21 protein-coding genes and 22 tRNA genes are annotated in these 20,825 nt (G+C 67.7%); 7 read left to right on the top strand and 36 right to left on the bottom strand.

All coding sequences use genetic code 11. From position 1 onward, the window contains the following. Nucleotides 1-494: 494 nt before the first annotated feature. A complete protein-coding gene (locus ACIBTX_RS14775) occupies nucleotides 495-1,334 on the top strand; it encodes a hypothetical protein (RefSeq protein ID WP_396832574.1) in 840 nt (279 codons plus the stop codon). 125 nt (nucleotides 1,335-1,459) lie between these two features. Here the strand turns inward: ACIBTX_RS14775 and ACIBTX_RS14770 are convergent, their stop codons facing one another. The 5 genes from ACIBTX_RS14770 to ACIBTX_RS14750 form a co-directional block, all read right to left on the bottom strand. Then, nucleotides 1,460-2,374: an IS5 family transposase gene (locus tag ACIBTX_RS14770; RefSeq protein WP_396832573.1), complete on the bottom strand. Its 915-nt coding sequence runs from the start codon at nucleotides 2,372-2,374 to the stop codon at nucleotides 1,460-1,462. A gap of 407 nt (nucleotides 2,375-2,781) precedes the next feature. Further along, on the bottom strand, nucleotides 2,782-3,987 hold the full coding sequence (locus ACIBTX_RS14765; protein WP_396832572.1) for an XRE family transcriptional regulator: 1,206 nt from the start codon (nucleotides 3,985-3,987) through the stop codon (nucleotides 2,782-2,784). After that, nucleotides 3,984-4,799, bottom strand: coding sequence for a hypothetical protein (locus ACIBTX_RS14760; protein ID WP_396832571.1), 816 nt, complete (start codon nucleotides 4,797-4,799; stop codon nucleotides 3,984-3,986). The genes ACIBTX_RS14765 and ACIBTX_RS14760 overlap by 4 nt, the downstream gene beginning before the upstream one ends. Nucleotides 4,800-6,514: 1,715 nt before the next feature. After that, nucleotides 6,515-6,588: transfer RNA gene (locus ACIBTX_RS14755), tRNA-Arg, on the bottom strand. Between the two features lie 7 nt (nucleotides 6,589-6,595). Next, nucleotides 6,596-6,667: transfer RNA gene (locus ACIBTX_RS14750), tRNA-Lys, on the bottom strand. Nucleotides 6,668-6,991: 324 nt separating this feature from the next. Here ACIBTX_RS14750 and ACIBTX_RS14745 point away from each other — a divergent pair. Further along, nucleotides 6,992-7,699 carry a hypothetical protein gene (locus ACIBTX_RS14745; protein ID WP_396832570.1) on the top strand — a complete coding sequence of 236 codons (708 nt, stop codon included), beginning with the start codon at nucleotides 6,992-6,994 and terminating at the stop codon, nucleotides 7,697-7,699. Here the strand turns inward: ACIBTX_RS14745 and ACIBTX_RS14740 are convergent. From ACIBTX_RS14740 to ACIBTX_RS14710, 7 genes are all read right to left on the bottom strand, one after another. Then, nucleotides 7,691-7,764: transfer RNA gene (locus ACIBTX_RS14740), tRNA-Pro, on the bottom strand. The genes ACIBTX_RS14745 and ACIBTX_RS14740 overlap by 9 nt on opposite strands. 4 nt (nucleotides 7,765-7,768) lie before the next feature. After that, nucleotides 7,769-7,841 (bottom strand) — tRNA-Arg (locus ACIBTX_RS14735). 13 nt (nucleotides 7,842-7,854) lie between these two features. Continuing rightward, nucleotides 7,855-7,929 (bottom strand) — tRNA-Ile (locus ACIBTX_RS14730). Nucleotide 7,930: 1 nt separating this feature from the next. After that, nucleotides 7,931-8,020 (bottom strand) — tRNA-Ser (locus tag ACIBTX_RS14725). Nucleotides 8,021-8,025: 5 nt separating this feature from the next. Next, nucleotides 8,026-8,098: transfer RNA gene (locus ACIBTX_RS14720), tRNA-Asp, on the bottom strand. 1 nt (nucleotide 8,099) lies between these two features. Further along, nucleotides 8,100-8,175, bottom strand: a tRNA-Ala gene (locus ACIBTX_RS14715). A gap of 5 nt (nucleotides 8,176-8,180) precedes the next feature. Then, nucleotides 8,181-8,256, bottom strand: a tRNA-Leu gene (locus ACIBTX_RS14710). Between the two features lie 60 nt (nucleotides 8,257-8,316). Between ACIBTX_RS14710 and ACIBTX_RS14705 the strand changes: the two genes are divergently transcribed. After that, entirely contained in the window at nucleotides 8,317-8,715 is a 399-nt protein-coding gene (locus ACIBTX_RS14705) for a hypothetical protein (protein ID WP_357394089.1), read from the top strand. A gap of 3 nt (nucleotides 8,716-8,718) precedes the next feature. Here ACIBTX_RS14705 and ACIBTX_RS14700 read toward each other — a convergent pair. The 21 genes from ACIBTX_RS14700 to ACIBTX_RS14600 all read right to left on the bottom strand — a co-directional run bounded on the left by ACIBTX_RS14700 (nucleotide 8,719) and on the right by ACIBTX_RS14600 (nucleotide 15,792). Next, nucleotides 8,719-8,792: transfer RNA gene (locus tag ACIBTX_RS14700), tRNA-Ile, on the bottom strand. Nucleotides 8,793-8,797: 5 nt separating this feature from the next. Continuing rightward, nucleotides 8,798-8,870: transfer RNA gene (locus ACIBTX_RS14695), tRNA-Thr, on the bottom strand. Between the two features lie 6 nt (nucleotides 8,871-8,876). Further along, nucleotides 8,877-8,952, bottom strand: a tRNA-Thr gene (locus ACIBTX_RS14690). 1 nt (nucleotide 8,953) lies between these two features. Beyond that, nucleotides 8,954-9,029 (bottom strand) — tRNA-Leu (locus tag ACIBTX_RS14685). 6 nt (nucleotides 9,030-9,035) lie between these two features. Continuing rightward, nucleotides 9,036-9,107, bottom strand: a tRNA-Gln gene (locus ACIBTX_RS14680). 34 nt (nucleotides 9,108-9,141) lie between these two features. Then, the gene (locus ACIBTX_RS14675) at nucleotides 9,142-9,585 is read right to left on the bottom strand and encodes an HNH endonuclease (protein WP_357171380.1); all 444 of its coding nucleotides are present in this window, start codon (nucleotides 9,583-9,585) and stop codon (nucleotides 9,142-9,144) included. 61 nt (nucleotides 9,586-9,646) lie between these two features. Beyond that, nucleotides 9,647-9,719 (bottom strand) — tRNA-Gly (locus ACIBTX_RS14670). 1 nt (nucleotide 9,720) lies between these two features. Next, a tRNA-Thr gene (locus tag ACIBTX_RS14665) sits at nucleotides 9,721-9,797 on the bottom strand. A gap of 270 nt (nucleotides 9,798-10,067) precedes the next feature. Next, nucleotides 10,068-10,139 (bottom strand) — tRNA-Gly (locus tag ACIBTX_RS14660). 11 nt (nucleotides 10,140-10,150) lie between these two features. Continuing rightward, a tRNA-Glu gene (locus tag ACIBTX_RS14655) sits at nucleotides 10,151-10,225 on the bottom strand. A 169-nt stretch (nucleotides 10,226-10,394) separates the two neighbouring features. After that, nucleotides 10,395-10,467: transfer RNA gene (locus ACIBTX_RS14650), tRNA-Ala, on the bottom strand. Between the two features lies 1 nt (nucleotide 10,468). Next, a tRNA-Pro gene (locus tag ACIBTX_RS14645) sits at nucleotides 10,469-10,544 on the bottom strand. Nucleotides 10,545-10,652: 108 nt separating this feature from the next. Beyond that, nucleotides 10,653-10,725, bottom strand: a tRNA-Trp gene (locus tag ACIBTX_RS14640). Between the two features lie 73 nt (nucleotides 10,726-10,798). Then, entirely contained in the window at nucleotides 10,799-10,930 is a 132-nt protein-coding gene (locus ACIBTX_RS14635) for a hypothetical protein (protein ID WP_357123148.1), read from the bottom strand. Between the two features lie 281 nt (nucleotides 10,931-11,211). Then, nucleotides 11,212-12,288: a cellulose binding domain-containing protein gene (locus ACIBTX_RS14630; protein ID WP_396832569.1), complete on the bottom strand. Its 1,077-nt coding sequence runs from the start codon at nucleotides 12,286-12,288 to the stop codon at nucleotides 11,212-11,214. A 186-nt stretch (nucleotides 12,289-12,474) separates the two neighbouring features. Next, on the bottom strand, nucleotides 12,475-12,693 hold the full coding sequence (locus ACIBTX_RS14625) for a hypothetical protein (RefSeq protein WP_357171376.1): 219 nt from the start codon (nucleotides 12,691-12,693) through the stop codon (nucleotides 12,475-12,477). Between the two features lie 82 nt (nucleotides 12,694-12,775). Further along, nucleotides 12,776-13,042, bottom strand: a complete 267-nt coding sequence (locus ACIBTX_RS14620) for a hypothetical protein (protein WP_396832568.1) — start codon at nucleotides 13,040-13,042, stop codon at nucleotides 12,776-12,778. Beyond that, nucleotides 13,039-13,221: a hypothetical protein gene (locus ACIBTX_RS14615; RefSeq protein WP_357171372.1), complete on the bottom strand. Its 183-nt coding sequence runs from the start codon at nucleotides 13,219-13,221 to the stop codon at nucleotides 13,039-13,041. Before ACIBTX_RS14615 ends, ACIBTX_RS14620 begins: the two co-directional genes overlap by 4 nt. Nucleotides 13,222-13,355: 134 nt before the next feature. Continuing rightward, a complete protein-coding gene (locus tag ACIBTX_RS14610; protein ID WP_396832567.1) occupies nucleotides 13,356-14,552 on the bottom strand; it encodes a helix-turn-helix domain-containing protein in 1,197 nt (398 codons plus the stop codon). A gap of 560 nt (nucleotides 14,553-15,112) precedes the next feature. Next, a tRNA-Val gene (locus ACIBTX_RS14605) sits at nucleotides 15,113-15,184 on the bottom strand. Between the two features lie 50 nt (nucleotides 15,185-15,234). Further along, nucleotides 15,235-15,792 (bottom strand): TIGR02611 family protein, encoded by a 558-nt coding sequence (locus ACIBTX_RS14600; protein WP_396832622.1) that lies wholly within the window; start codon nucleotides 15,790-15,792, stop codon nucleotides 15,235-15,237. Nucleotides 15,793-16,086: 294 nt separating this feature from the next. Here ACIBTX_RS14600 and ACIBTX_RS14595 point away from each other — a divergent pair, with 294 nt between their 5' ends. Beyond that, nucleotides 16,087-16,518 (top strand): SsgA family sporulation/cell division regulator, encoded by a 432-nt coding sequence (locus ACIBTX_RS14595; RefSeq protein WP_007457244.1) that lies wholly within the window; start codon nucleotides 16,087-16,089, stop codon nucleotides 16,516-16,518. Nucleotides 16,519-16,622: 104 nt separating this feature from the next. Here ACIBTX_RS14595 and ACIBTX_RS14590 read toward each other — a convergent pair whose 3' ends face one another. Beyond that, complete coding sequence (locus ACIBTX_RS14590) at nucleotides 16,623-17,399, bottom strand: glucose 1-dehydrogenase (protein ID WP_355051831.1); 777 nt, start codon at nucleotides 17,397-17,399, stop codon at nucleotides 16,623-16,625. Between the two features lie 190 nt (nucleotides 17,400-17,589). On the opposite strand from ACIBTX_RS14590, the gene ACIBTX_RS14585 reads away from it, so the two are divergent. Then, on the top strand, nucleotides 17,590-18,555 hold the full coding sequence (locus ACIBTX_RS14585; protein WP_396832566.1) for a helix-turn-helix domain-containing protein: 966 nt from the start codon (nucleotides 17,590-17,592) through the stop codon (nucleotides 18,553-18,555). Between the two features lie 7 nt (nucleotides 18,556-18,562). Continuing rightward, entirely contained in the window at nucleotides 18,563-19,018 is a 456-nt protein-coding gene (locus ACIBTX_RS14580; protein WP_030333674.1) for an Rrf2 family transcriptional regulator, read from the top strand. A gap of 4 nt (nucleotides 19,019-19,022) precedes the next feature. On the opposite strand, the gene ACIBTX_RS14575 is transcribed toward ACIBTX_RS14580, so the two are convergent. Then, nucleotides 19,023-19,634 (bottom strand): malonic semialdehyde reductase, encoded by a 612-nt coding sequence (locus ACIBTX_RS14575; RefSeq protein WP_357171364.1) that lies wholly within the window; start codon nucleotides 19,632-19,634, stop codon nucleotides 19,023-19,025. Then, nucleotides 19,631-20,191 (bottom strand): flavin reductase family protein, encoded by a 561-nt coding sequence (locus tag ACIBTX_RS14570; protein WP_396832565.1) that lies wholly within the window; start codon nucleotides 20,189-20,191, stop codon nucleotides 19,631-19,633. Before ACIBTX_RS14570 ends, ACIBTX_RS14575 begins: the two co-directional genes overlap by 4 nt. 310 nt (nucleotides 20,192-20,501) lie before the next feature. Between ACIBTX_RS14570 and ACIBTX_RS14565 the strand changes: the two genes are divergently transcribed. Beyond that, nucleotides 20,502-20,681 (top strand): DUF4236 domain-containing protein, encoded by a 180-nt coding sequence (locus ACIBTX_RS14565; RefSeq protein ID WP_355051826.1) that lies wholly within the window; start codon nucleotides 20,502-20,504, stop codon nucleotides 20,679-20,681. Nucleotides 20,682-20,825 lie beyond the last annotated feature (144 nt).

Here is a 20,825-nt window from a genome sequence, read left to right as displayed (position 1 = left end):
TCGAGCAGCCTGGCTAGGTCCTGGGGCACCCAGGGTCATCTGTCCATCACAGCCGCTCGGAAGCGCGGTCGGGTGGAAGGTGCTGTTCGCCAGCCCGGCAAGATCAGCGCCTCGTTCTGCTGTACATCGAGCCAACGTCCGATGCCCCGGCCGAGCGGCCCAGCCATCCTTGATCGTCTACTCGAACCCGAAACTGGCTTCCACGATCAGTGACTGACCAGTCGCGTTTCGCGTTTACAGTTCTAAGACGCGCCCCCGGCCAGAGACAGACCTGCACGGCTCGACATGGGACATCTCTTGGGCAAGGTGGGCAGACTTGTGGACTGACCGCGTGTCTAAGTTTCCGCAGCGGTTGCAGGTTGGCCTCTCCCTAGCCAGCCTTGTTCGCTGCCGGCCTGTGGCCGGCGCCCGCTTCGAGCCGATAAGAGTACGCTCCTTGTTCGATGAGCCAGTTCGGACGACGGCTGCCGTAGTGAGTCGAAGTAGAGGACATTGTGGACGATGCGTTAAAGCTCCATACCGTCAGGCCGATCGACGTTGCGGCCGCGAATCGCATCCTACGTGCTCTTGGGGCCGTAAATGACCTCGAAGAACGCATGGCGGCCAGCAAGACTCGTCCAACACACGCCCAGTCTCAGCTGAACCGGGATCTGTCGGTCGGCAATGCTGCATTCGCTTACAACTGCGCCAGTAACGCTGTAGGGACAGCTCTCGACCACCTACGAACCTGGTACAACATTCTGGCGTGTGACCTTGGCAAGTTGCCAATGCCAATCCTCGCCCATTACACCCTCGCCCGAGCCGTTTACGAACCGAGCCTGCACACGCTTTGGTTGCTCGATGCCACTGCCACTAGCCGGGACCGGATTGGCCGCGGCTATGCCATGGAATTGAAGTCTTTGCAGGACATGCGGAAGTTCCAGGACGCAGCCAATCCCTCAGAAGCCAACGCACAGGCGCTTATCGATCGCGTGCTAGACGGTGCAGCTAGGGACGGATTCTTGGCCCTCAATAAAAATGGGGCACGGAAACTCACGGTGCCGTTGAAGGACATGACCGCCCTGTTCAATGACTATGACGGCCCTGAGACTCCAGAACGCAAGCCGGAGTGGAGGTACCGAATGCTCTCCGGATTGGCGCATGGCCGAAGGTGGGCAGTAGTAGGAAATGCCGCCGAGATCGAGACCGCGACAGACGAGGGTTACTTCATGCGGCCGAACTGGCAGTTCCTGCAACACTTCGCTGATTACACAGTGCGGATCACATCGCGTGCAGTAGCCGCATTTTTTGAGTACCGATTCGAGCCTTCGCCGTCGGCCGGCACTTCGTCGTAGCGGCGACCGATAATGAACAGAGGTCAGATCAAAGGTTCGAGGCGGACACTCTCGGCCTTGCATCAATAATGCGCGGTGTGACGGTGTGCCCCGACTGTTCCTCGTGCGCCCGCAGGTCTCGCCGCCTAGGTCGTGTTTCGTAGGGCGCGGAGCCATTGGTTGATGGCGGCGATGGTGAGGGTGGCTTCGTAGCGCACGGCGAGTTTGTCGTAGCGGGTGGCCATGGCGCGGTGTTGTTTGAGCTGGTTGATGCCGCACTCCACGGCGTGACGCAGGCGGTAGACCTTGGGGTCGAAGGCGGGCGGGCGTCCGCCTTTGGATCCTTTGGCCTTGCGGTGCGCGTCCTGGTCGGCCTTACTCGGGATGCACGCCCGGATGCTGCGGGATCGTAGGTGGGAGCGGTTGGCCTCGGACGTGTACGCCTTGTCAGCCAGCACCATGTCGGGGCGGGTCCGTGGCCGACCGCCACCGGCACGGGGGACACGCACCTTGGCCAGCACGGGGATGAACTGTGGGCTGTCGCCGCGTTGTCCGGCGGTCACCACCACGGCCATCAGTTTGCGGCCTTGCTCGCAGGCCAGGTGGCTCTTGGTGGTCCAGCCGCCCCTGGATCGGCCGAGCCCGTGATCGGCCGGTTCGGTCTGCACACCAGCGGGGGGCTCTTTCTGCGCCTGGCCGTCGCGGCGGGCCCCGGCGGCGTGGTGATGGGCGCGGCTGATGGTCGACTCCACGCTCACCGTCCAGCCGATCAACCCCGCCGCGTCCGCGCTGGTCTGCAACGAGGTGAGGATCCGGGCCCAGATGCCGTCACGCTGCCAGCGCCGGAACCACCGGTACAGGGTCTGCCACGGCGGGTAGGGCGCGGGGATGTCTCGCCACGGTGATCCGGTCCGCACCCGCCAGCGGATCCCGTCGATGATCAGTCTCATGGTCCATCTGCGCGGCCGAGCATGACCCGTTCCCGCAGGCAGCAACGGCTCGGGGACCGTCCACTGCACGTCGGTCAGGTCATGTCGCCTCGCTGCCGCTACGCTCGGCACGAGGTCTCCGGTGTGACGTTCTGCTTGGTCGCTGAACCAACTACCGGAGACCTCTCCTATTAGCGACCACCGCCACACCGTCAACCGCTACGAAACACGGCCTAGGAGCTCGCGCTCTTCAGAAAGCTCCTAGTCGGTAAAGCCGAAACACGCGTAGTTAGCACCGCTGATCCGCTCGCTGACCATGCACTGCGCAAGATGCGCCGAGGCGCAGCTTGCGGCTAGACATCAGCTTGACCTCCATTAGGGCCCGGCGGCGCCAGCCTGCGGAGAACTTAAAGTCGACTGGACCACGGCCCACGTTGGCTTCTCAACGTACGAGCTAACTGTGGAATTCGGCTTCAAAGGGCTGCCCGCCTCGCACCATCGGACGAAAAACAGCGTCGGCCACTCAGGAAATCGGGCGCCTAGTGACTGCTTCGTCCACCCCAATCCGGAAATGGCAAGGCATCGCCTTGGACGATAAAGCTATCGTCGTTACCTGCAAGCCGCAGCCCCATGTCTGGCAACTGGACGTCCACGGTTGGGCGGCGCGAAGTGGCCGCGTCGAATATGAAGATCGGTATACGTCCTTGCGCTGCCAGGGTTTGGGTGGAGTAGCCAGCCGATTCGAGAAGATCGATACTCTTAGGTAGCAGTGACGGCAACTCCGGCGCGGTCCCCTCGCCGGGTTCCTGGCGTCGCCAACCGTTAGACGACAACGCAACCATGGCCCTCTGGTAAGTCGACTCGGTCATCACCTTCAACTGTCGGCAGCGCATGAGAACGGCCTGCAGGCTGACACCCCAACGCTCCTTAAGTACGAACAGTTGTTGCCAGTCCACCTTGGCAGGCAGGTCCTCGATGATCCCGGCCGCCGGCATCAGAAACTCCGCCGCGAAACGATGCGCCTGATCTTCGACAATCTTGCTGCCCGGCTCGGAATCAGCGTGCATGACGAGATGGCCCAATTCATGGGCAATATCGAATCGCTGCCGGTAGTAGTCTTCCTTTACAGGGTTGAGTAGAATAATCGGCCGCGCTCCCGCCTCGAACGAGAATGCATCCACGGCGGCTGTCTGCGGAAGCGAGAAGACAACCAGAACACCCCTGTTCTCCAGCAGGCGGATGAGGTGGCCGGCAGGTCCGCTGCCCATATTCCATTCGGCACGGACAAATGCGGCGGCCGTCTCGGCTTCACCCGAAGCAACCTCGTCCTGGGAAACTGGCCAGCGCGGAACGTCACGCGGCGGTAGTTCGACGTACTTCTCGAGTGAGGCGGCGACCTCGGCTACCAGGCATCCGTAGGCATACGACTGGTCACGTACAAGCTGCGTGGTGGACCTTAAAGATCGAAAGTGAGGCGTCGGAACTTGCGTCTCGGGCAAGTCGACGCCGATGAAGAACGACGGCTCAACCTTAAGAGTCAGCGCAAGCTGTGCCACCGTTGCTGTCGCTGGTCTCTTCGTACCGTTCTCATAGCTGGCGACAGCAGTCGGGGTCTTGCCGATCCGTTCGGCGAGACCGTTCTTACGCAGTCCGGCAACCTGGCGTGCCAAGGTCAGTCGTCGCCCGCTGAACAGCCGCGCGGCGTCAGCGAGCCGCGCGGCTGCGGGCGGTTGTGCAGCACTCATCGTCCTACGGATCCAGTTCCTGGTTCCTGACCGGCGATACGGGGCCTCAACCGCACCGTGGCGTCGGGCACATCGGCACTGCGCGTCGGCTCGATACGCTCTGGAGCGTCAACCCTGGTGCCTGACCCGGCGCTTCCTTCGCCGGACAGCAAGGAGCGCAACCACACCCAGGGCTTGCCGCCGCCGATGTTGAGGCGGGGACGGCCAAGGAACAGCTCGGTGGCCCCGCTATAGGGGTCCAGACTGTGCGCGAGCACGAGATCGGACAAGTTGCGCTCGTTCGCGGCGAGCAACTCGCGGAGAGTAACCGGGGTGAGGTTCTCACCGACGGGGACGTCATAGGTCCCCGGAAGGACGAACTGCTCGGGACTGTCCGATCCTGCCTGCACTGCGATCTTGCGCTTGGTGGGACTCTTCCGACCCCAGGCGATGTCGTGGACCTTGCCGTACTCAAACGAGCTCAAGAACCATCGCCTGTGACCGTACCGCCACGCAGGCGAATTGTTGAGGTCTGCACGCTCCACCCCCGTGACGGCCGGCATCGACTTCTGCTCGGGCGACGACAGCCCTGCCAGCAGCACGTCCTGGTCCCGAGCATCCTCACTGGCAAGGTACTTCTCCAGCCGGAACACCCGGTCAAGCCGATCAGCAAGAAGGGTGTGCGCTGCGATGCCCAACACGGTCTGGTTGTGGCCCGTCTCCTGGTCGAAGTCCGCCCACGCTCGTGCATGCGCCGATGCCACCGCCCACCGGAGCGCCCCGACAATCCCGCCGTCGGTCATCTCGGAGATAACCTTCTCGTCCTCGGTCACGACGAGGACACTACCATCTCCACGTAGTTGATGTATAAAACTGAACCAGAGCGGAGTGTTCCGAAGGCCCCTGGTGTCGCCCGAGGGATCACTGTCGCGTGGCGCGCACGCTGACGGGCTCGGCTGCCTCTTGGCCTCAGTGTCCGGGCTCAGGATGCTGGCACCACCCTCGCGCGGCGTTCAAGTGTCGCTTCGTAGCCACTTCCGGCGCCTTGCCGGCCGGCGCACTCCGGCGATAAGCCGGGCCTGGCTGGTTCCGGGCGCGAGCTGCAGAGTCCGGCGGCGGCGCCCCAGAAACATCAGACGCAGCCCCCCGGGCGCACGCCCGGGGGGCTGCGTCTGATGTTTAGACAAAAATGAAGTGAGCTTCAACTATCAGGTGCAGATCGACTATGCTGCGCTTTTTGCAGTTCGCGGCCGCGCTGGATTGAAGATTCGTCCCCACATGTCTTCCCGGGCCCGTCCTCGCAAAAACGGCGTCTTTGATCATCTGCTTGTAGGCGACGTCCCGGTCATCTAGTGGTTTGAGCACTGGCAGTCGGCGTTGAAGCACCTGTAACAACGAGGCTTGTCCCAGCAGTGCCAGCACGCGTCACAGGCGACATCGTTGGTACGCAAAGTGTGGTGCGCCGCGGCTTGCTCGTTCGTAAGGTCAACTGGATCATGACAGGTCTCGCAGGTTCCCAGTTCGGCGATCTCACGTCCAGTCACAGTGTCCACCCTGCCATCTCTGGCCTGCCAATTGCCATACGACTCGGAAGGGTAACTGGGGTGGAGACGATCGACTCAACCCAGTGCTGACGCTGCCAAGTTGGTCATCAGACCTGCTTCGACAGACATAACAACGGTGACAAGCGTTGCTACCATCCGGCTCACCTCGCTCTCAGGACTCATTGCCGATACGGACACTGAGACAAGGGTTGAGATGCAAGCCAAGCTAAGGAAAATCAGCACCACGGCCCAGTGGGTCAACACCGGGTTCAACCGACCGGCTCCGTGATCAAGGGTAGCCATGTCCGGCACACGCCGTCTCCTCCGTTCGGCTCGTTAGACGTCGAGGCGGCCTTGACGCTCGCTCATACTGCCCTTGAGTCGGTGACGGGTGCGGCAGCGCGCGCCTCGTGCGGGCGGGCTACCGGCCTGCCGCTTGACTCCTGACCGCATAGGGTCGCAGGGCTCCGCTGCTCAAGGGCGACCGGTTTGTGTCATCGCCTGCAACGCGAAGCGCCTTTCATGGTGGAGGGGTGGCCGGGCACCATGCGCGCCGCCGCACGCAGAGCTCGACGACCGTGGCGCGCCCTGCGGCCGACGCGGGCAGCTGGTGCACGTCGTCCAGGCCGTGCCGGTCGGCCGCCGGCCAAACCTTTCCACCCTCACAACCCATGGCTTGTCTGTGGTCGGCGCGGCCCGACTCCGCTGCTCCACGCCAGCCGACGGGCCGCCTGCGTGTCCGGGCCAACGGGCCCGAGGTAACGCCGCCCGCTCGACCATGTCCGCTAACTTGCGATCGCGACTGTGGGGGCAGCGAGCCGCCGACCTGGCCACGACGCGCACATCTCCTGCGATCCGGGCGCGTTCGGCACCCTACATCGGGGTCAACGCGAGGATGCCCCGGCCGAATGGTCGGGGCATCCTCGATCATCTATTCAAGCGCGAAACCAGCTTCTACGATCAGTGATCGGCCGGTAGCGGTGTGTTTTTGCAGTTCTGTGACGTGCCCCCGGCAGGATTCGAACCTGCGACGACCCGGCTTAGGAAGCCAGCGCTCTATCCGCTGAGCTACTGGGGCAAATACGTGCGCCGGGAGGGAATCGAACCCCCGTCTTCGGATTAAGAGTCCGTAGCTAAACCAACTCAGCTACCGGCGCATGGCGGTGAGGGGGAGGACCCCACGCCTAAGATGATATGTATGGGTGACAAGTCAGCCCAGATGCGTTACCTGCGGCAAGCCTTACTGGTCAGCCGACCGGCGGCGTGAATGCGAGCCGTGCCGCTACCAGCGTCTGAAGCTGAGGTGGCGGTGCGCGTGTGGCGCACCGATGGACCGCAAGTCAGTGCGGTGCGCGACCTGCACACGCGAGCGGCCAGCCCCGCAGGAGCTACGCGCAGATCAGCGAGCATGGCTAGCCGGGCTCTTGGAAGGCGAAGGGACCTTCTTGGTGAAGGAAGGTGCACCCCGCGTACGGGTCCAAATGACGGACCGAGACGTAATCAGCGACGCCCACCAGATGACCGGGGTCGGCACGGTCAATGCGTACACGCCGAGGAACCGCGCGCATAAGCCTTCGTGGTACTGGACCGTCAACGCGCATCACCACACGGCTTGGCTCGTCGCGGAACTTGCACCGCTACTCGGTCACCGCCGCCGTTCGGCTGCCATCGGCCTCTGGTCGGCCGGAGGGCAGCCGGTTGACACCTTCCCCGCCCGGCGGGAGTTGACGCTCGCCGAAGGCATCCCGTGGGTCGCCGGCATCGTGGAAGGGGAGGGCTGCATCAGCGTCTCCGCCCGAGCTGGCGAGACGGTGATCTACATCGCCAACGACTCCGCCGTGCCGATCGTGGACATCACCTTTCACGCCTTCTACCAGGAAGCTTTCTGGTCGAGCAGGATCTCTGGCGGAATGAGATGGTCCGCGATCGGCTGGCTCGCCAGAGGACCGGCCATAGTGCACCCTTCTCAAACGTTGGTGCTGAAGCTGAAGCACCTGAGGATGCACGGGGTGGAGGAGCCAATCAAAGGGCTACCCGAACTTACGCTCCTACACATGCGCTACGAGGCGCGGGCGGAGGCGCGGAGGGTGGCAAGCTTTCGTCGCGTCAAAAAGGCCCCGACGAAACTCCGCATGATCGGTGTTGGTGGGCTAGAGCGATGCGATGGGCAGTACCTGAAGTCGGGATAGCCGGATTCGAACCGACGGCCCCCTGACCCCCAGTCAGGCGCGCTATCAAACTGCGCCATATCCCGTAAGTGCCCCCGAGACGATTCGAACGTCCGGCCTCCTGATCCGTAATCAGGCGCTCTATCCGCTGAGCTACGGGGGCGAGCCTTACTGCGTGCCGACGCCCGGATTTGAACCGGGGGCCCCCGACTTATCAGGTCGGTGCTCTCACCAGGCTGAGCTACGACGGCTTGGCGAAGGGTGAGAGATTCGAACTCCCGGCGGTGTGACCCGCTCCGCGCTAGCAACGCGGCGCCATCGACCAGACTCGGCCAACCCTTCATGCGCGCCAACGACGGGGATCGAACCCGCGGCCCCCCGATCGACAGTCGGGTGCTCTCACCACTGAGCTACGTCGGCATGGTGGACCCGACAGGACTCGAACCTGCCACCTCCGCTGTGCGAAAGCGGCGCTCTACCAGATGAGCTACGAGCCCATGCGTACCCGGGGCGGGAGTCGAACCCGCAGAATCTCCGCAGTCTGAGTGCGGCGGCTTTGCCAGTTTGCCCACCCGGGCAGGTGGTGTTGCGTGCCGACGCCCGGTGTCGAACCGGGGCCACAATTGGTAGGATCAGGTGTGGCACATTCCAATCCCGAGGACCGAAAGCGATACGCGCAGGCCCACTACGCTGCCAACAAGTCAGCCTACAAGGCCCGCGCTGTTGCGTTCAATAAGAAGAACCGCGAGAAGTTAGCGGCTCTCGTCAGGCAGGCCAAAAGCAAGCCATGCGCCGACTGCAATGTGCAGTACCCCCCTTATGTGATGCAGTTCGATCACGTGCGCGGCGAAAAGAGCTTCAATATCGGCGAGTTCGCCGGTCGCAACATCTCCATCGCTCGGATGCTGGCTGAGATGGACTTGTGCGAGGTGGTGTGCGCGAACTGCCACGCCGAGCGCACTCACCGGCGCGGACGACCTCCCCAGCAGGAGTTGCCGCAGAGGAGTCCGATCAACGAAGCCCTCACGCTGTTCTGAGAGTGCCGACGGCGGGAGTCGAGCCCGCGGCCTTCCGGTTATGAGCCGGATGCTCTGACCACCTGAGCTACGTCGGCGAGAGAGCCACCGCCCGGACTTGAACCGGGTGCCTACGTCTTACGAGGACGTCGCTCTGCCAGGTGAGCTACGGCGGCAAGGTGTGGAGCCGGCGACCGGGATCGAACCGGCGCGCTTCGCCTTACAAGGGCGCTGCTCTGGCCTCTGAGCTACGCCGGCCTGGTGCCCTCGACAGGATTCGAACCTGCCCTACACGGCCCCTCAGACCGTCGCCTCTACCGCTGGGCTACGAGGGCATCGAGCTGGGAGCAGAGGATTCGAACCTCTACGCGCTGGGTCAGAGCCAGCGATGCTGCCGGTTACATCAACTCCCATCGCGGCCGGCGGGGTGATGGCCCGCCGGCCGGGTCAGCGCTGCGCCAGCGACCCCCACGCGGGCACGAGCGGGCTGATGCGAAGCACCATGCCGGCCTCGGCCGGGGTCCGGTCGCCCTTGGCCTGGTTGCAGGGCGCGCACGCGCTGACGGTGTTCCGCCAGGTGTTCAGCCCACCCCGCGAGCGGGGCAGGATGTGGTCGACCGTGGCGGCCGGACCGGAGCAGTAGCCGCACTGCCGGTTGTCGCGGGCCAGGACACCACCCTTGGACCAGGCAGGGCCCTTCGTATACCGCCACCGGGTGACGACGTACCGCACCAGGCGGACGACCTTCGGCATGGGGAACACGCCGAGGGTCCGGTCGGGTTCGGCTTCGTGGATCTCGGCGACCCGCCGGCACAGCATCCGGATCGCGTGGGCGACCGTGACCCGGTGAAGGGGCCCAAGGTCGGCGTTGATGACGAGTACGGCGTCCACCAGGTCCCTCCTTCGGGTCGTGGGTGGTTGGACGGATTTGACAGATGATCTGTCGATTGAGAGCGGCTGGCCGGATTCGAACCGGCGATCTTCTCCTTGGCAAGGAGACGCGCTACCAACTGCGCTACAACCGCGTGGAGCCACCGGCGCGAATTGAACGCGCGGCCTTCCCCGTACCAGGGGGACGCTCTCCCAATCTGAGCTACGGCGGCATGGGTGCCTCTCCCACAATGGGCGGGAACGTACCTGTCGCCCCGGAGGCGATTGATCCCGCTGTGCCGGGTCAGCCGGCCGTACGGTTTCACCGTGGTCACAACGAGGCGTTGCGTGCCCTGCGGCGGACTCGAACCGCCACCAACACCGGGTTTGAGCCGGCGACCTTCACGCTGACTCGGGGAGCTGCCCCGCGTCGGCCGTCAGCCAGGCTGCGCAACCCGGCCTCCGGATTCGCGGCGTCCGCCGCCCCACTCCCTGCCCCGTCGAGCGGTACCGGGGACTCGAACCCCGCCAACCTGCTTGGAAGGCAGGCGCTCTACCAGATGAGCTAGTACCGCGAGATCGTGCGTAGGCCGTGTCGGGCTCGAACCGACGATCTCCTGGCTGAGAACCAGGTGAGCTTTGCCATCAGCTCCAACGGCCCATCTAGCCGGCGGGGGCCGGGAGCCTCGCCCCGGGAGGTCCCCCCGCCAACGTGCCCACCCCCCGACTTGAACGGAGTCCTCGGGAGCTTCACGCCCGTGCGCTGCCAGTTACGCCAGGTGGGCAAGTTCTTGCGGGTGTGCCTACGTAGTCGCAGCACACCCTGTGCGTGGAGTCGGAGGGGTTCGAACCCCCGGCCTTCGGTCTGCCAGACCGATGCTCTACCGGCTGAGCTACAACCCCATGGTCCGGGACCGGGGTGTCGAACCCCGTGTCTCTCGCTCCCAAAGCGAGCGGGTCAGCCGTCTCCCTCGTCCCGGATGTAATGCCCCCGGCCGGCCCGTGCAGGCGCCGGCCGGGGTCTTGCTCATGCCATTCACTGTGGAATTAAGAATCAACAACGCCACCGACCGAAGCCGGGACGGAAGCAGGGGCGACAGGACTCGAACCTGCGACCTTCGGTTTTGGAGACCGGTGCTCTACCAGTTGAGCTACGCCCCTATGAAGTTGTTCCGGTAACGAAAAAGCCGCCCTGTCCCGGTCGGGGTGGGCGGCTTCGCAGCTTGCGCTGACGCTATTCGCGCCGCCACCCCGGCTTCCAGTTCTGCTCACTCGCGCACAGATCGTGAGCCCGCCCGATCGGGAGCAGCACGACACCGCCGCGCGGCATGAGCCGCGTGGTTTCGGTGTAGGCGTACTGCGACACGGGGAACTCCTCTGGTGGATCGGTTTGACCTTGCTCATTCAAGGTAGGCGCGCTGCCCGTGGTTGGCAACGGATATTCCGAAGCCACATTCACGTACCCCACAGCCGGCAGTGATCAGTCGTTCGGGTGAGCATCCAATGAGGACGACGTGTACGCGACCGGCAACGCCGGCTGACACCGATCGCAGCGGCGGTAGTTCAGGACGCAGGCAGGGGTGGGTGCCACTGGCCGCCGATCGGTGCCGTTGAACCTTGGTCAGCCCTTGACGGAGGGCCGAGGCGCTAACGGATGGTGAAGGTCAGCGGGTTTGAGATGCCGAGGCCGCCGTGGGAATCGTGGACCCGCACGGTGAAGGTGGACGACGTGCCGGCCGCCAGGGCCGTCTGGAACTGGTAGCGCTGTCCGCTGTTGGTCGGCGTCACGGCCAGCCGGGTTGCGCCGAGGTAGAGCTCCACCCGGCTGACGAGGTCCCCGGGATCGGTGTCGGCGACGTCGGCGACCAGCGTGACGGTCGTCGGCTCGAGGAAGTAGGTCTGCCCGCCGGGGGTGCTCATCGCCACCGCCGGCGGGTGGTTGGTGCCGGTGGACGGCGGCGTCACGACCGTGACCAGCAACGGCGGCGCAGCGCCAGACAGCGACTGGTCGGTGCCGGCCGAGACGTACAGCACGAAGGTGGTGCTGGTGCCGGGCTCCCCGATCGGTGGTGTCCACAGCGCCTCGTACCGGTCACCGGTCGTCCTCACCCCCTGGGCCACCGTGACGCCGTCCACCCGGAACGACACCGAGGTGATGCCGTGTCCGCCTCCCACGGTCGCGGTCGCCGCCAGCGGGACGGTTCCCGGTGTGGTGTACACCGCGCCGGCGGTCGGGCTGAGCCAGGTGACGATCGCTGGGTAGTCAGCGACCGGCGGTGGGGTCGTCCGGGTCGGCGTCATGCTGGGCAGGACGCCGCCGGTGCACGTGACGCCGTTGAGCGTGAACGACTCCGGTATGGGGTTGCTGCCCGACCAGGCGCCAACGAAACCGATGTTCGCGGAGCCATTGGTGCCCAGGGTCGCGTTCCAGCTCAGATTGGTCGCGCTGACCTGCTGGCCCGCCTGGGCCCAGGTGGCGCTCCAGGTTTGCGTGAGCCGCTGGTCGACTGCAGGGAACGCGAACCGCAGCGTCCACCCATTGACTGGGTCACCCAAGTTGGTGACCGCGATGTCGGCGTGGAAGCCACCGGTCCACTGGCTGGTGACGACGTAGTTCACCCGACACCCGGCCGCCGCGTTCGCCGCACTGGCGTGTGAGATCGCGGCCATCGTCGCGACCATGGCAACGGCGATGGTGGCCACAGCAGTCAGCGACTTCCGCATGGCACACCTCGCCGCAGATAGTTGAACGTCTATGAATATGTCGACTGTCCTGCTGCTCCACCTTCCTGTCAAGGCACGCACGGCAGTCCTGCCGCCGGCAGGACAGGTCGTAGTCCGGGTCCGGTGGGATCCACTTGTGCGAGCCGTCGCTGTGGTGGAACTTCCCGTCGCCGGGCCGCAGGCTGCTCACCGCAGCCAGCCGAGGAAGCGTCTGTGCAGCGCACCCGCCGGCACCCAGCTCAGGTCCTGGGAGGCCCGCACCAGCTGGGCACCGAGGTAGATTGCCAGGGAGATCGGAGCGCCGTCGAACTCGGCGCGCAGCTCGCGCTGCCGTGTGCGGCAGGGCCAGGGCGCAGCGCAGCCGCCGCAACTCCAGATCGGCAGCACCGGGCCGTGCGTGGTCATGCGCGACCTATGAGCAGCGCCGCCGCCAGGGACCGCGACCGCCGACTGGTCCCCGAGGCCATCTGCCAGCATGGGTACGTGGTCACGGCCGCTGCCCTGCAACGGCGGCGGCCAGGACGTCGACGCTGACCAACACCTCGAAGCACCACGGGACGGCGCAGTCGGCCGTGGACCAGCCGCAGTCCGGGCCGTGGCCGTACACCCACGCGAACCGCGGGTCGTGGGACTCGTGGACCTTGACGATGACGATGGTGTGGTGCGTCTGGCCCTCGATGCCGGGGCTGGGTTGCCACTGGCTGGGCCGCACCGACACCCGCGCGCCGGGCTCGGGCATCTGCCGGCCGCTCACCGGACCGTCCCGTCGGGGCGGCTGGCGCGGCGGTGCGCCTGCGTCACGGTCCGGGCGCTGGCCAGGAGTTGCCGCTTGGCCGCTTCCTGCTCGACGGCCTGGATGCGCTGGCCGGTGCCGGGCGGAACGGGCGGCGCGGCGGGCGTGAGCAGCCGCCGCAGCCTCTGGACGATGTGCACGGTGTCGCCTCCCCAGGTCAGGGGCGCGACGATCTTCGCGACGACGCTGCAGTTGATCCGCGCCCGACTTAGTAACCAGGGACGCTATGTACGACCACGCAACGCGATGGGGACAGACCGTCCCCCTGGCACGGTTACCCCTCGACGCCGATGGCGAGTGCCAGCTCGCGCGCGTCCTCTCCGACAGTCCCGGGACGCGAGGACAGCTCGAATGCGGCGCTCCGCGAATACGGGTTGTGCCGGATCGTGTCGACGCTTTCGCGTAGCGCGCGGCCGAGCAGGTGCACAGCGGCTACTTCCTCGCGGCGCAGCAGGTGCGCGCGGGCCGCGTCGATCAGGTGACCAGCGCGGCGGGTACGCGAGGGAAGCGCGCTGTAGTTCGTCGAGTCGGCTCGCCGAACAGCCTCCCCCACGTGGCACAGGTCCGTCTCCAACGTCACCGCGTACGCAGCGCAGGCGGCCGGACCAAACATGAGCCACGGGTGGGCGTAGCCGGCTCCAAGGCGGCCAGCGGCGGCATCAGCGGCGTCCCACGCGCGCCACGCCTGCCCGGCGCGGCCGGCCTTCGCGTGACCGAGCGCGCGCCCCAGTTGAAGCTGGGCCCAGCGCGCGTACGGCTCTGCTCCCGCTTCCCTGTCAACGAACCGCTCGGCATCGACGAGCACCAGCTCGGCCGCGTCGACTTGGTTCGCCGACCGGTAGACGTGCGCGTAGTACCACGCCGCCGCAGCGATCGCGTTCGGGTCGTCGGCGTCCTGCGCGGCGCCCATGGCGCGGTCAGCGGCCAGCCACACCAGTTCTGGGTAAGGCTGGTGAGCGACGTACAACTGCGCCAGGTGGTAGACGCGTGCCAGCTCGGCCAGCGCCGCCCGCCGGTCGGTGCCTTCGAGTCGTCTGACCGAGCGGCGGGCGTCGTCGAGCAGGCCGGGCAACACCACGGCCACGGCGGTCCGTTCGGTGCTGGACTGGTGCCACAGCGTCCACGCCTGGTTGACCAGACCGCGCAGGACGCCTACGGGCGTCGGCTCCCCGGCAGGCACCGTGGTGCGCTGCATGGCGGCGGCGACGTTGTCGACCCCCGGGTGCCCGGCCCGGGTCACCGACGCGACCGGCAGGGACTGGTCGCCGGTCAGCTCGGCCAGGTCCGAGACGTCGAGGACCTCGGCCAGGCGCAGCAGCATGGGCAGGCGCGGCGTGAGCAGCCGCCCGGACTCCAACGCCTTGACCCAGTCGGCGCTTCGACCGACCAGGCCACCGAGGACAACGCGCGTTTTGCCCGCTCGTTCGCGGTGGGCGCGTAGGCGGGCACCGAATGACGTTGGCTCGGTCATGGCCGCTCCCAGGTAGAGGACTGGGCGGCGGCACCGCCGGCCTCTACACCAGCGGGGCCGCCATGTCCGACCGTACCGCAGCAGTGACAGCCTGAGGTTGCCTGCGGTATTCAGGGCACCGGGGTACCCCCCACTGTGGGTGGCCGCTTAGCTGCGGCGTCGGGCGGCTCTCCGCGCTCGGCAGCCGGCCGCTGCCCTCGTCCTGGCCGGTTGCTGTCAGCCTTGCTGGCGGCGCTATCGATGCGCAGGGCTTGGGAGCCCCGGCATCGCCGGGGCTCCCCGGACTCGGCCCGGCTCGAACGGGCTGCCACCCTCTCCACCTTGCGGGCGTGGTCATCCGGAGCCACCACGCCTTGAGCGAGGACAGCCGGATTCAACCAGGTGACCAGGCGACGTGCTCGGACAGCAACGCTTAACTGGGCGGACGCTTCGTTTTCCCTCCAACGGCGGCCCGCAATTAGTCGTGACCGACTCATGGGTGACTCATGATCTCTGCTACGGGACAGCGAAAAGCCGGCTGGACTGTGTCCAACCGGCTTCTGACCTGCAGAAACTGAGAGTGGGCGATGCTGGTATCGAACCAGCGACCTCTTCGGTGTGAACGAAGCGCTCTCCCACTGAGCTAATCGCCCTCAGCGCCGTTGACTCTACCCGATCGTGGAACCAGACCAAAAATCCGGGGTCAGCGCGCCGCGAGGTACTGCCTCGCCTCGGCCACCACGTCGATGCCGAGGCTGAGCTTGAGGGAGAGCCAGACCACCGCCGCGACGAAGACCAGGCCGACGGCGCCGAGGACGAAGCGCAGCGGCAGTGACTGTCGTCTCACCCAGCGTGTCCAGCCGTGGACGTGTCGACGGGTGAAGCCGAGCAGTCGGCGGGCCCAGTGGAATTCGACGGCCCAGATGCCGAGGCCGGCGATGACCAGCAGCCAGCCGGGGCCGGGCAGCGGGATGAGGGCGATGCCGATGGTGACCACCAGCGCGCCGGCGATCGCGATGAAGATCTTGAGGGCGATCCGGCCGGTGGGGTTGGCCCGGATCAGGTCGAGCGTGGTGGAGATCCGCTGTCGCCAGTGCGGGCGGCGCGGCGGCTCGCCGACGACGAGGACGCCACCGGGGCGGCCCGGCTCGGGCGTCGACCGTCCGGGTCGCTCGGGCTGCTCCATCGGCACGTCGTACCCCCGCTTTTCGGCTGCTCGGACCGCGACGTTCGGCGGGCCCGGCGCGGTCACCGGATCCACTGAGGATCGGTTCGTGACCATTTCACCCCCCAGTGTCGCTCGGGCCCGTCACTGCAACGGCCGACTGGACGTTACCGGAGTAAGTCGACGACTGAGCCACCCGACGCCGGGCGGCATCACGCACTGGGCAGAACCGGAAATCCTACATGAATGTTCACATTCACGAGGCGCTTCCGTCCCCCTTCCCACCACTGGGTGAAGTCAGCGTATGGCGGAGCGTAGCCAGGAGTAGCACCTGAGTATGGGAAAAGCGGGACACGCGCGTTCCGCAGCGGTGCCGGGGGGAGAACGTCCATGAGTGTCATCCGACCGACGACCGTAGAGGTCGAGACGTCGCTAAGGCTCGTCGCGCCTGACGCCACCGCCTTGCCGGTGCGTGCCAGTCTGCGTTACGACCCTGCTGACCCGTATGCGGTCCATGTCCTGTTCCACGCCGAATCGGCCGGTGGGGAGGCGGTGAGCTGGTCGTTCGCTCGCGAACTGCTGGTCACCGGCCTGGACGAGCCGGCCGGCATCGGGGATGTGCGGGTCTGGCCCTGGGCCACACCGCGCGGCGACTTCGTCGCGCTGGCCCTCTCGTCACCGGATGGCAACGCCCTCTTCGAGGTGCCGCGCAGCGTCCTGGTGCGATTCCTTCGACGCACGTACGTGGTCGTCCCGCGCGGTCGTGAGGCCGAGCACCTGGACGTCGACACTGCGGTGAACCGGCTGCTCGCCGGCCGCTGACGCACGAGCAACACCGGGGCCGCGCGGATCTGCCGAGTCCGCGCGGCCCCGGCACACCCACCCCCAGGGGGTACGACCACAGCCGGACCCGGGTTGGCCCGTGCTCAGCCGTGCGTGGTGATGCCGCCGTCGACGGGGATGACCGCGCCGGTCAGGTACGCGCCGGCCCGCGACGACAGGTAGATGGCGGTGCCGGCCATGTCCTCGGGGCGGCCGATGCGGCCTAGCGGCACCTGCTGCTCGATGGCGGACCGGCTGGCCGGGTCGTCGAGGGCGAACGCCATCATCTTGCTCTCGAACGGGCCGGGCGCGATCGCGTTGACGGTGATCTGCTCACCGGCGAGCTGGTGGGCGAGGCTGCGGGTGAGCATGTGCACGGCGGCCTTGGTGGCCGAGTACGCGTACACCTCCATGAACGGCACCCGGATGCCGTCGATGGACCCGATGTTGATCACGCGGGCCGGGTCGTCGGCGCTGGCGGCGGCGCGCAGCGCCGGCAGCAGCGCGGTGGTGAGCCGGAAGACGGCCTTGACGTTGACCGCCCAGAGCTTGTCGAACGCGGCCTCCGGGTAGCTCTCCAGCGGCGCGCCCCAGGTGGCGCCGGCGTTGTTGACCAGCACGTCGAGGCGGTCGACGCGCTCGCGGACGGCGGCGGCGAGGGCCTGCGCGCCGTCGTCGGCGCTCAGGTCGGCGGGGATGGCCTCGCACCGGCCCTCGGCGGAGAGTTCGTTGGCGACCTGCTCGCAGACGTCCGCCTTGCGGGACGAGATGATCACGCGGGCGCCGGCGCGGACGAAGCCCTGGGCGATCATCAGCCCGATTCCCCGGGACCCGCCGGTGACCAGGACCGTCTTGTCTTCGACCGAGAACAGCTCCGTCATAGGAATCCCATCGCGAGTCGGCGTCTTGCGTCGTCCGGCGAGCGGCCGGTGGGGCGCCGGGCGGACCGGGACCGGACGGCGCTACCGCCGGGTAACGTAGCCCGGCCGTGGGGACCACGACAAGCCACGACGTCGCCGCGTACCCCGGTCGGGATGCGGTGACCTGCGGTTCGGGCTACCGTCGCAGGCGATGGTCTCCACCGATCCCTCCCCCGCGCCATCGATCGGAACGGCATCACCCGTACCCGACGAGATCTCCACGTTCGCGCTGGCCGACCTGGCCGGTGACCCCGGCTGGCGGCGGCCGGTGTTCGTCGAACAGGAGCTGCTGATCCTCACCACCCGCGGCCACGGCGACGCCGAGCTGGATTTCCACCTCCTGCCGTGCCGACCCGGCACGCTGCTGCGGGTCCACGCCGGTCAGGTGCTGCGCTGCGCCGGCCCCCAGTTCGACGCGTCGGTGGTCGGCTGGACCGCCGACGCCCTGCACGGCCTGGCCGTCGACGTGGACGCGGCGCCGACCTGGCGGCAGTTGGCCGGCGAGGACGAGGACGCGGTGATCAACGAGGTGAGCCAGTTGGCGGTGGACTGCCAGCGGCACGGCGACGGCCCGGCCGGCCGCGCGCTGCTGCGGCACCAGCTCGCCGTGCTGCTGCTGCGGTTGGCGCTGCCCGACGCGGACCCGGCCGGGCAGCGTAACGAGGCCGAGACGTTCCAGCGGTTCGCCCGGGAGGTGGAGCACGGCTACCAGGTGTCCCGGCGGGTCGAGGACTACGCCGCCGCGCTCGGCTGCTCGGTGCGTACCCTGACCCGGGCCTGCCTGGCCGTCACCGGCCGCAGCGCCAAGCAGGTCATCGACGAGCGGGTGGCGTTGCAGGCCGCCCGGCTGCTCGCGGCGAGCGACGAACCGATCGCGCAGATCGGCCGGGGGCTCGGCTTCTCCGAGCCGACCAACTTCGGCCGGTTCTTCACCCGGGAGATCGGGGTCAGCCCTGGGGCGTTCCGGGCCGCCCGCGACCAGCCGGCCGGCGGCCGGGTCGTCCGACCCCGACCACCGGTCGAGCCGACCGGCGCCAACAGCGGACGGTTCCGCTCCGGCGCACCCGGTAACTCGGGCCGGCCCGGTGGCCCGGGTATCCCGAGCGGGCGGGCATGATGACGGGGTGCAGATCTCCGCGCGCGGCGACTACGCGGTACGTGCGGCGCTGAGCCTCGCGACCGCGTACCCCTCGCTGCTGTCCACCCAGGCCATCGCGGCGGAGCAGGACATGCCCCGCAAGTTCCTGGAGGCGGTCCTGGCGGATCTGCGCCGGGCCGGGATCGTCCGCGCCCAACGCGGCGCGGAGGGCGGTTACACCCTGGCCCGTCCGCCTCGCGAGGTGACCGTCGGCGCGGTGTTGCGCGCGGTGGAGGGCCCGCTCGCGGGCGTACGCGGCCTGCGCCCGGAGGAGACCCGCTACGAGGGCTCGGCGGAGAACCTGCCCGGCCTGTGGGTGGCGGTGCGCGCCGCGGTGCGGCGGGTGGTCGACGAGGTGAGCCTCGCCGAGATCGTCAGTGGTCGACTGCCCGCGCACGTTCGCAAGCTCACCGCGCTGCCCGACGCGTGGGAGCCACGCTGACGCCTCACAGGGCGCGCACCACCTCGTCGGTGTCGAGTCGGGGCAGCCGGTCGCCCCAGGCGTCCGGACCGGGGTGGCCGACGTTCACCAGCAGCAGCGCCTCGTGCCGGCCGTCGGGAAAGAACTCCCGGGTCACCCCGGCCGCGTCGAACCCGGCCATCGGGCCGGCGGCGAGCCCCGCCGCGCGTATCCCCAGCAGCAGGTAGCCGATCTGGAGGGTGGCGCTGAAGCGAGCCTGCTCCGCGCGGGCCGTCCGATCACCCAGCCACTCCCGGGCCTGCGGTCGGTGCGGGTACAGCTCGGGCAGCCGCTCGTGGAAGTCGACGTCGGCGGCGAGCACCGCCGCCAGCGGCGCGCTGGACGTCTTCGCCCGGTTGCTCGACGACACGTACGGCAGCAGCCGGGCTCGGGCCTGCGGCGAGCGCAGCAGCAGCACCCGCAGCGGCTGGCCGTTGTACGCGGTCGGCCCGTACCGGATCAGATCGTGGATCGCGGCCACCTGGGCGTCGGTGACCGGCTCGTCGGTGAACCTGTTGGCGGTGCGGGCTGCCCGGAACAAGAGGTCCTGGGCAGCCCGATCCAACACGAGCGGGTCGGCCGTGACGGGCCTGCTCACCCGCCGGCCGGCGTGGTGTAGCCGCCCCGGTGGTGCACCAGCGGCGGACCGTCGTCGCCGTCGCCCAGGGCGAGCGGTTCGGCGATGACCAGGGTGTGGTCGCCGACCGGGACGCGGTGCACCACCCGGCAGAACAGTCGGGCCAGCACCCCGGTCAGCAGTGGCACCCCGAACGGCCCGGCCGTCCAGTCCGGATAGGCGGCGAACCGGTCGATGCCGCTGGTGGCGAAGACGGCGGCCGCCTCCCGCTGCCCGGCGGCGAGCAGGTGGACCGCGACGTGTTCGGCACGGGCCAGCACCGGCCAGCTCGACGACTCGGTGCCGAGGCAGAACGAGACGAGCGGCGGTTCCAGTGAGACCGAGGTGAACGAGGTGGCGGTGAACCCGGCCCGGATCGGTTGGCCGATCCCGCCCAGGCAGGCCGGGTCGGTGGACCGGGCCACGGCGGTGACCACGGTGACGCTGGTGGCCTGCCGGCGCAGCAGCGCGCGGAACAGGTCCCGGTCCACCGGTCGCAGGTCGGTCGCGTCCGTCGTCGGACGCTCCATGGTGGTCACGTCGGCACCGGGGCCGGCGCGGCGTGGGCGATGAGGGGAAGCTCAGTCCGCGACAACATGAAACCCATGCTGCCGACGGCGCGAACGCCCGGTCAACGGTCTTCCACAAGATGAGACTTGCATCGCTGACGATGTTACGGAGCGCCTTTAGCAGCGTTTACCGCAGCGCAACACCCATCTGGTGGATAGGAATTCCCGTGTCATGGCGGCGCACGGTCCACCCGGGACGACGAGGGGGTTTCGGAATTCGCCCGTCCGGGAATATTCGATCCCAACACGGCAGGGAACGGTTGACGAGGGGAGTGCTCCGATGGGCCTCATGTTTCGCAAGCGCAAGAAGATCGGTCCGCTGATCCTGAACTTCACCGAGAACGGTTTCTCCTCGTGGAGCATCAAGATCGGGCGTTGGTCCTGGAACTCGAAGGCCCGGGCACACCGCGTCGACCTGCCGGGACCACTGTCCTGGAAGCAGGACAAGGCCCGGTCGTAACGACCCGGGAGTCGAGGGGGGGGGGGGGGGGGGGGGGGCCGGCCCCCCCCCCGGCGGGCCCCCCCCCCCCCCCCCCCCCCCCCCCCCCGCCCGAGCGGTGGGGGGGGGGGGGGGGGTGGGGGGGGGGGGGGGGGGGGGGGGCCC

Source organism: Micromonospora sp. NPDC049359 (assembly GCF_044466585.1).
Lineage (GTDB): Bacteria > Actinomycetota > Actinomycetes > Mycobacteriales > Micromonosporaceae > Micromonospora.
The sequence above is the reverse complement of the archived record's forward strand: the minus strand, read 5'-3'. Positions and strand labels throughout refer to the sequence as shown.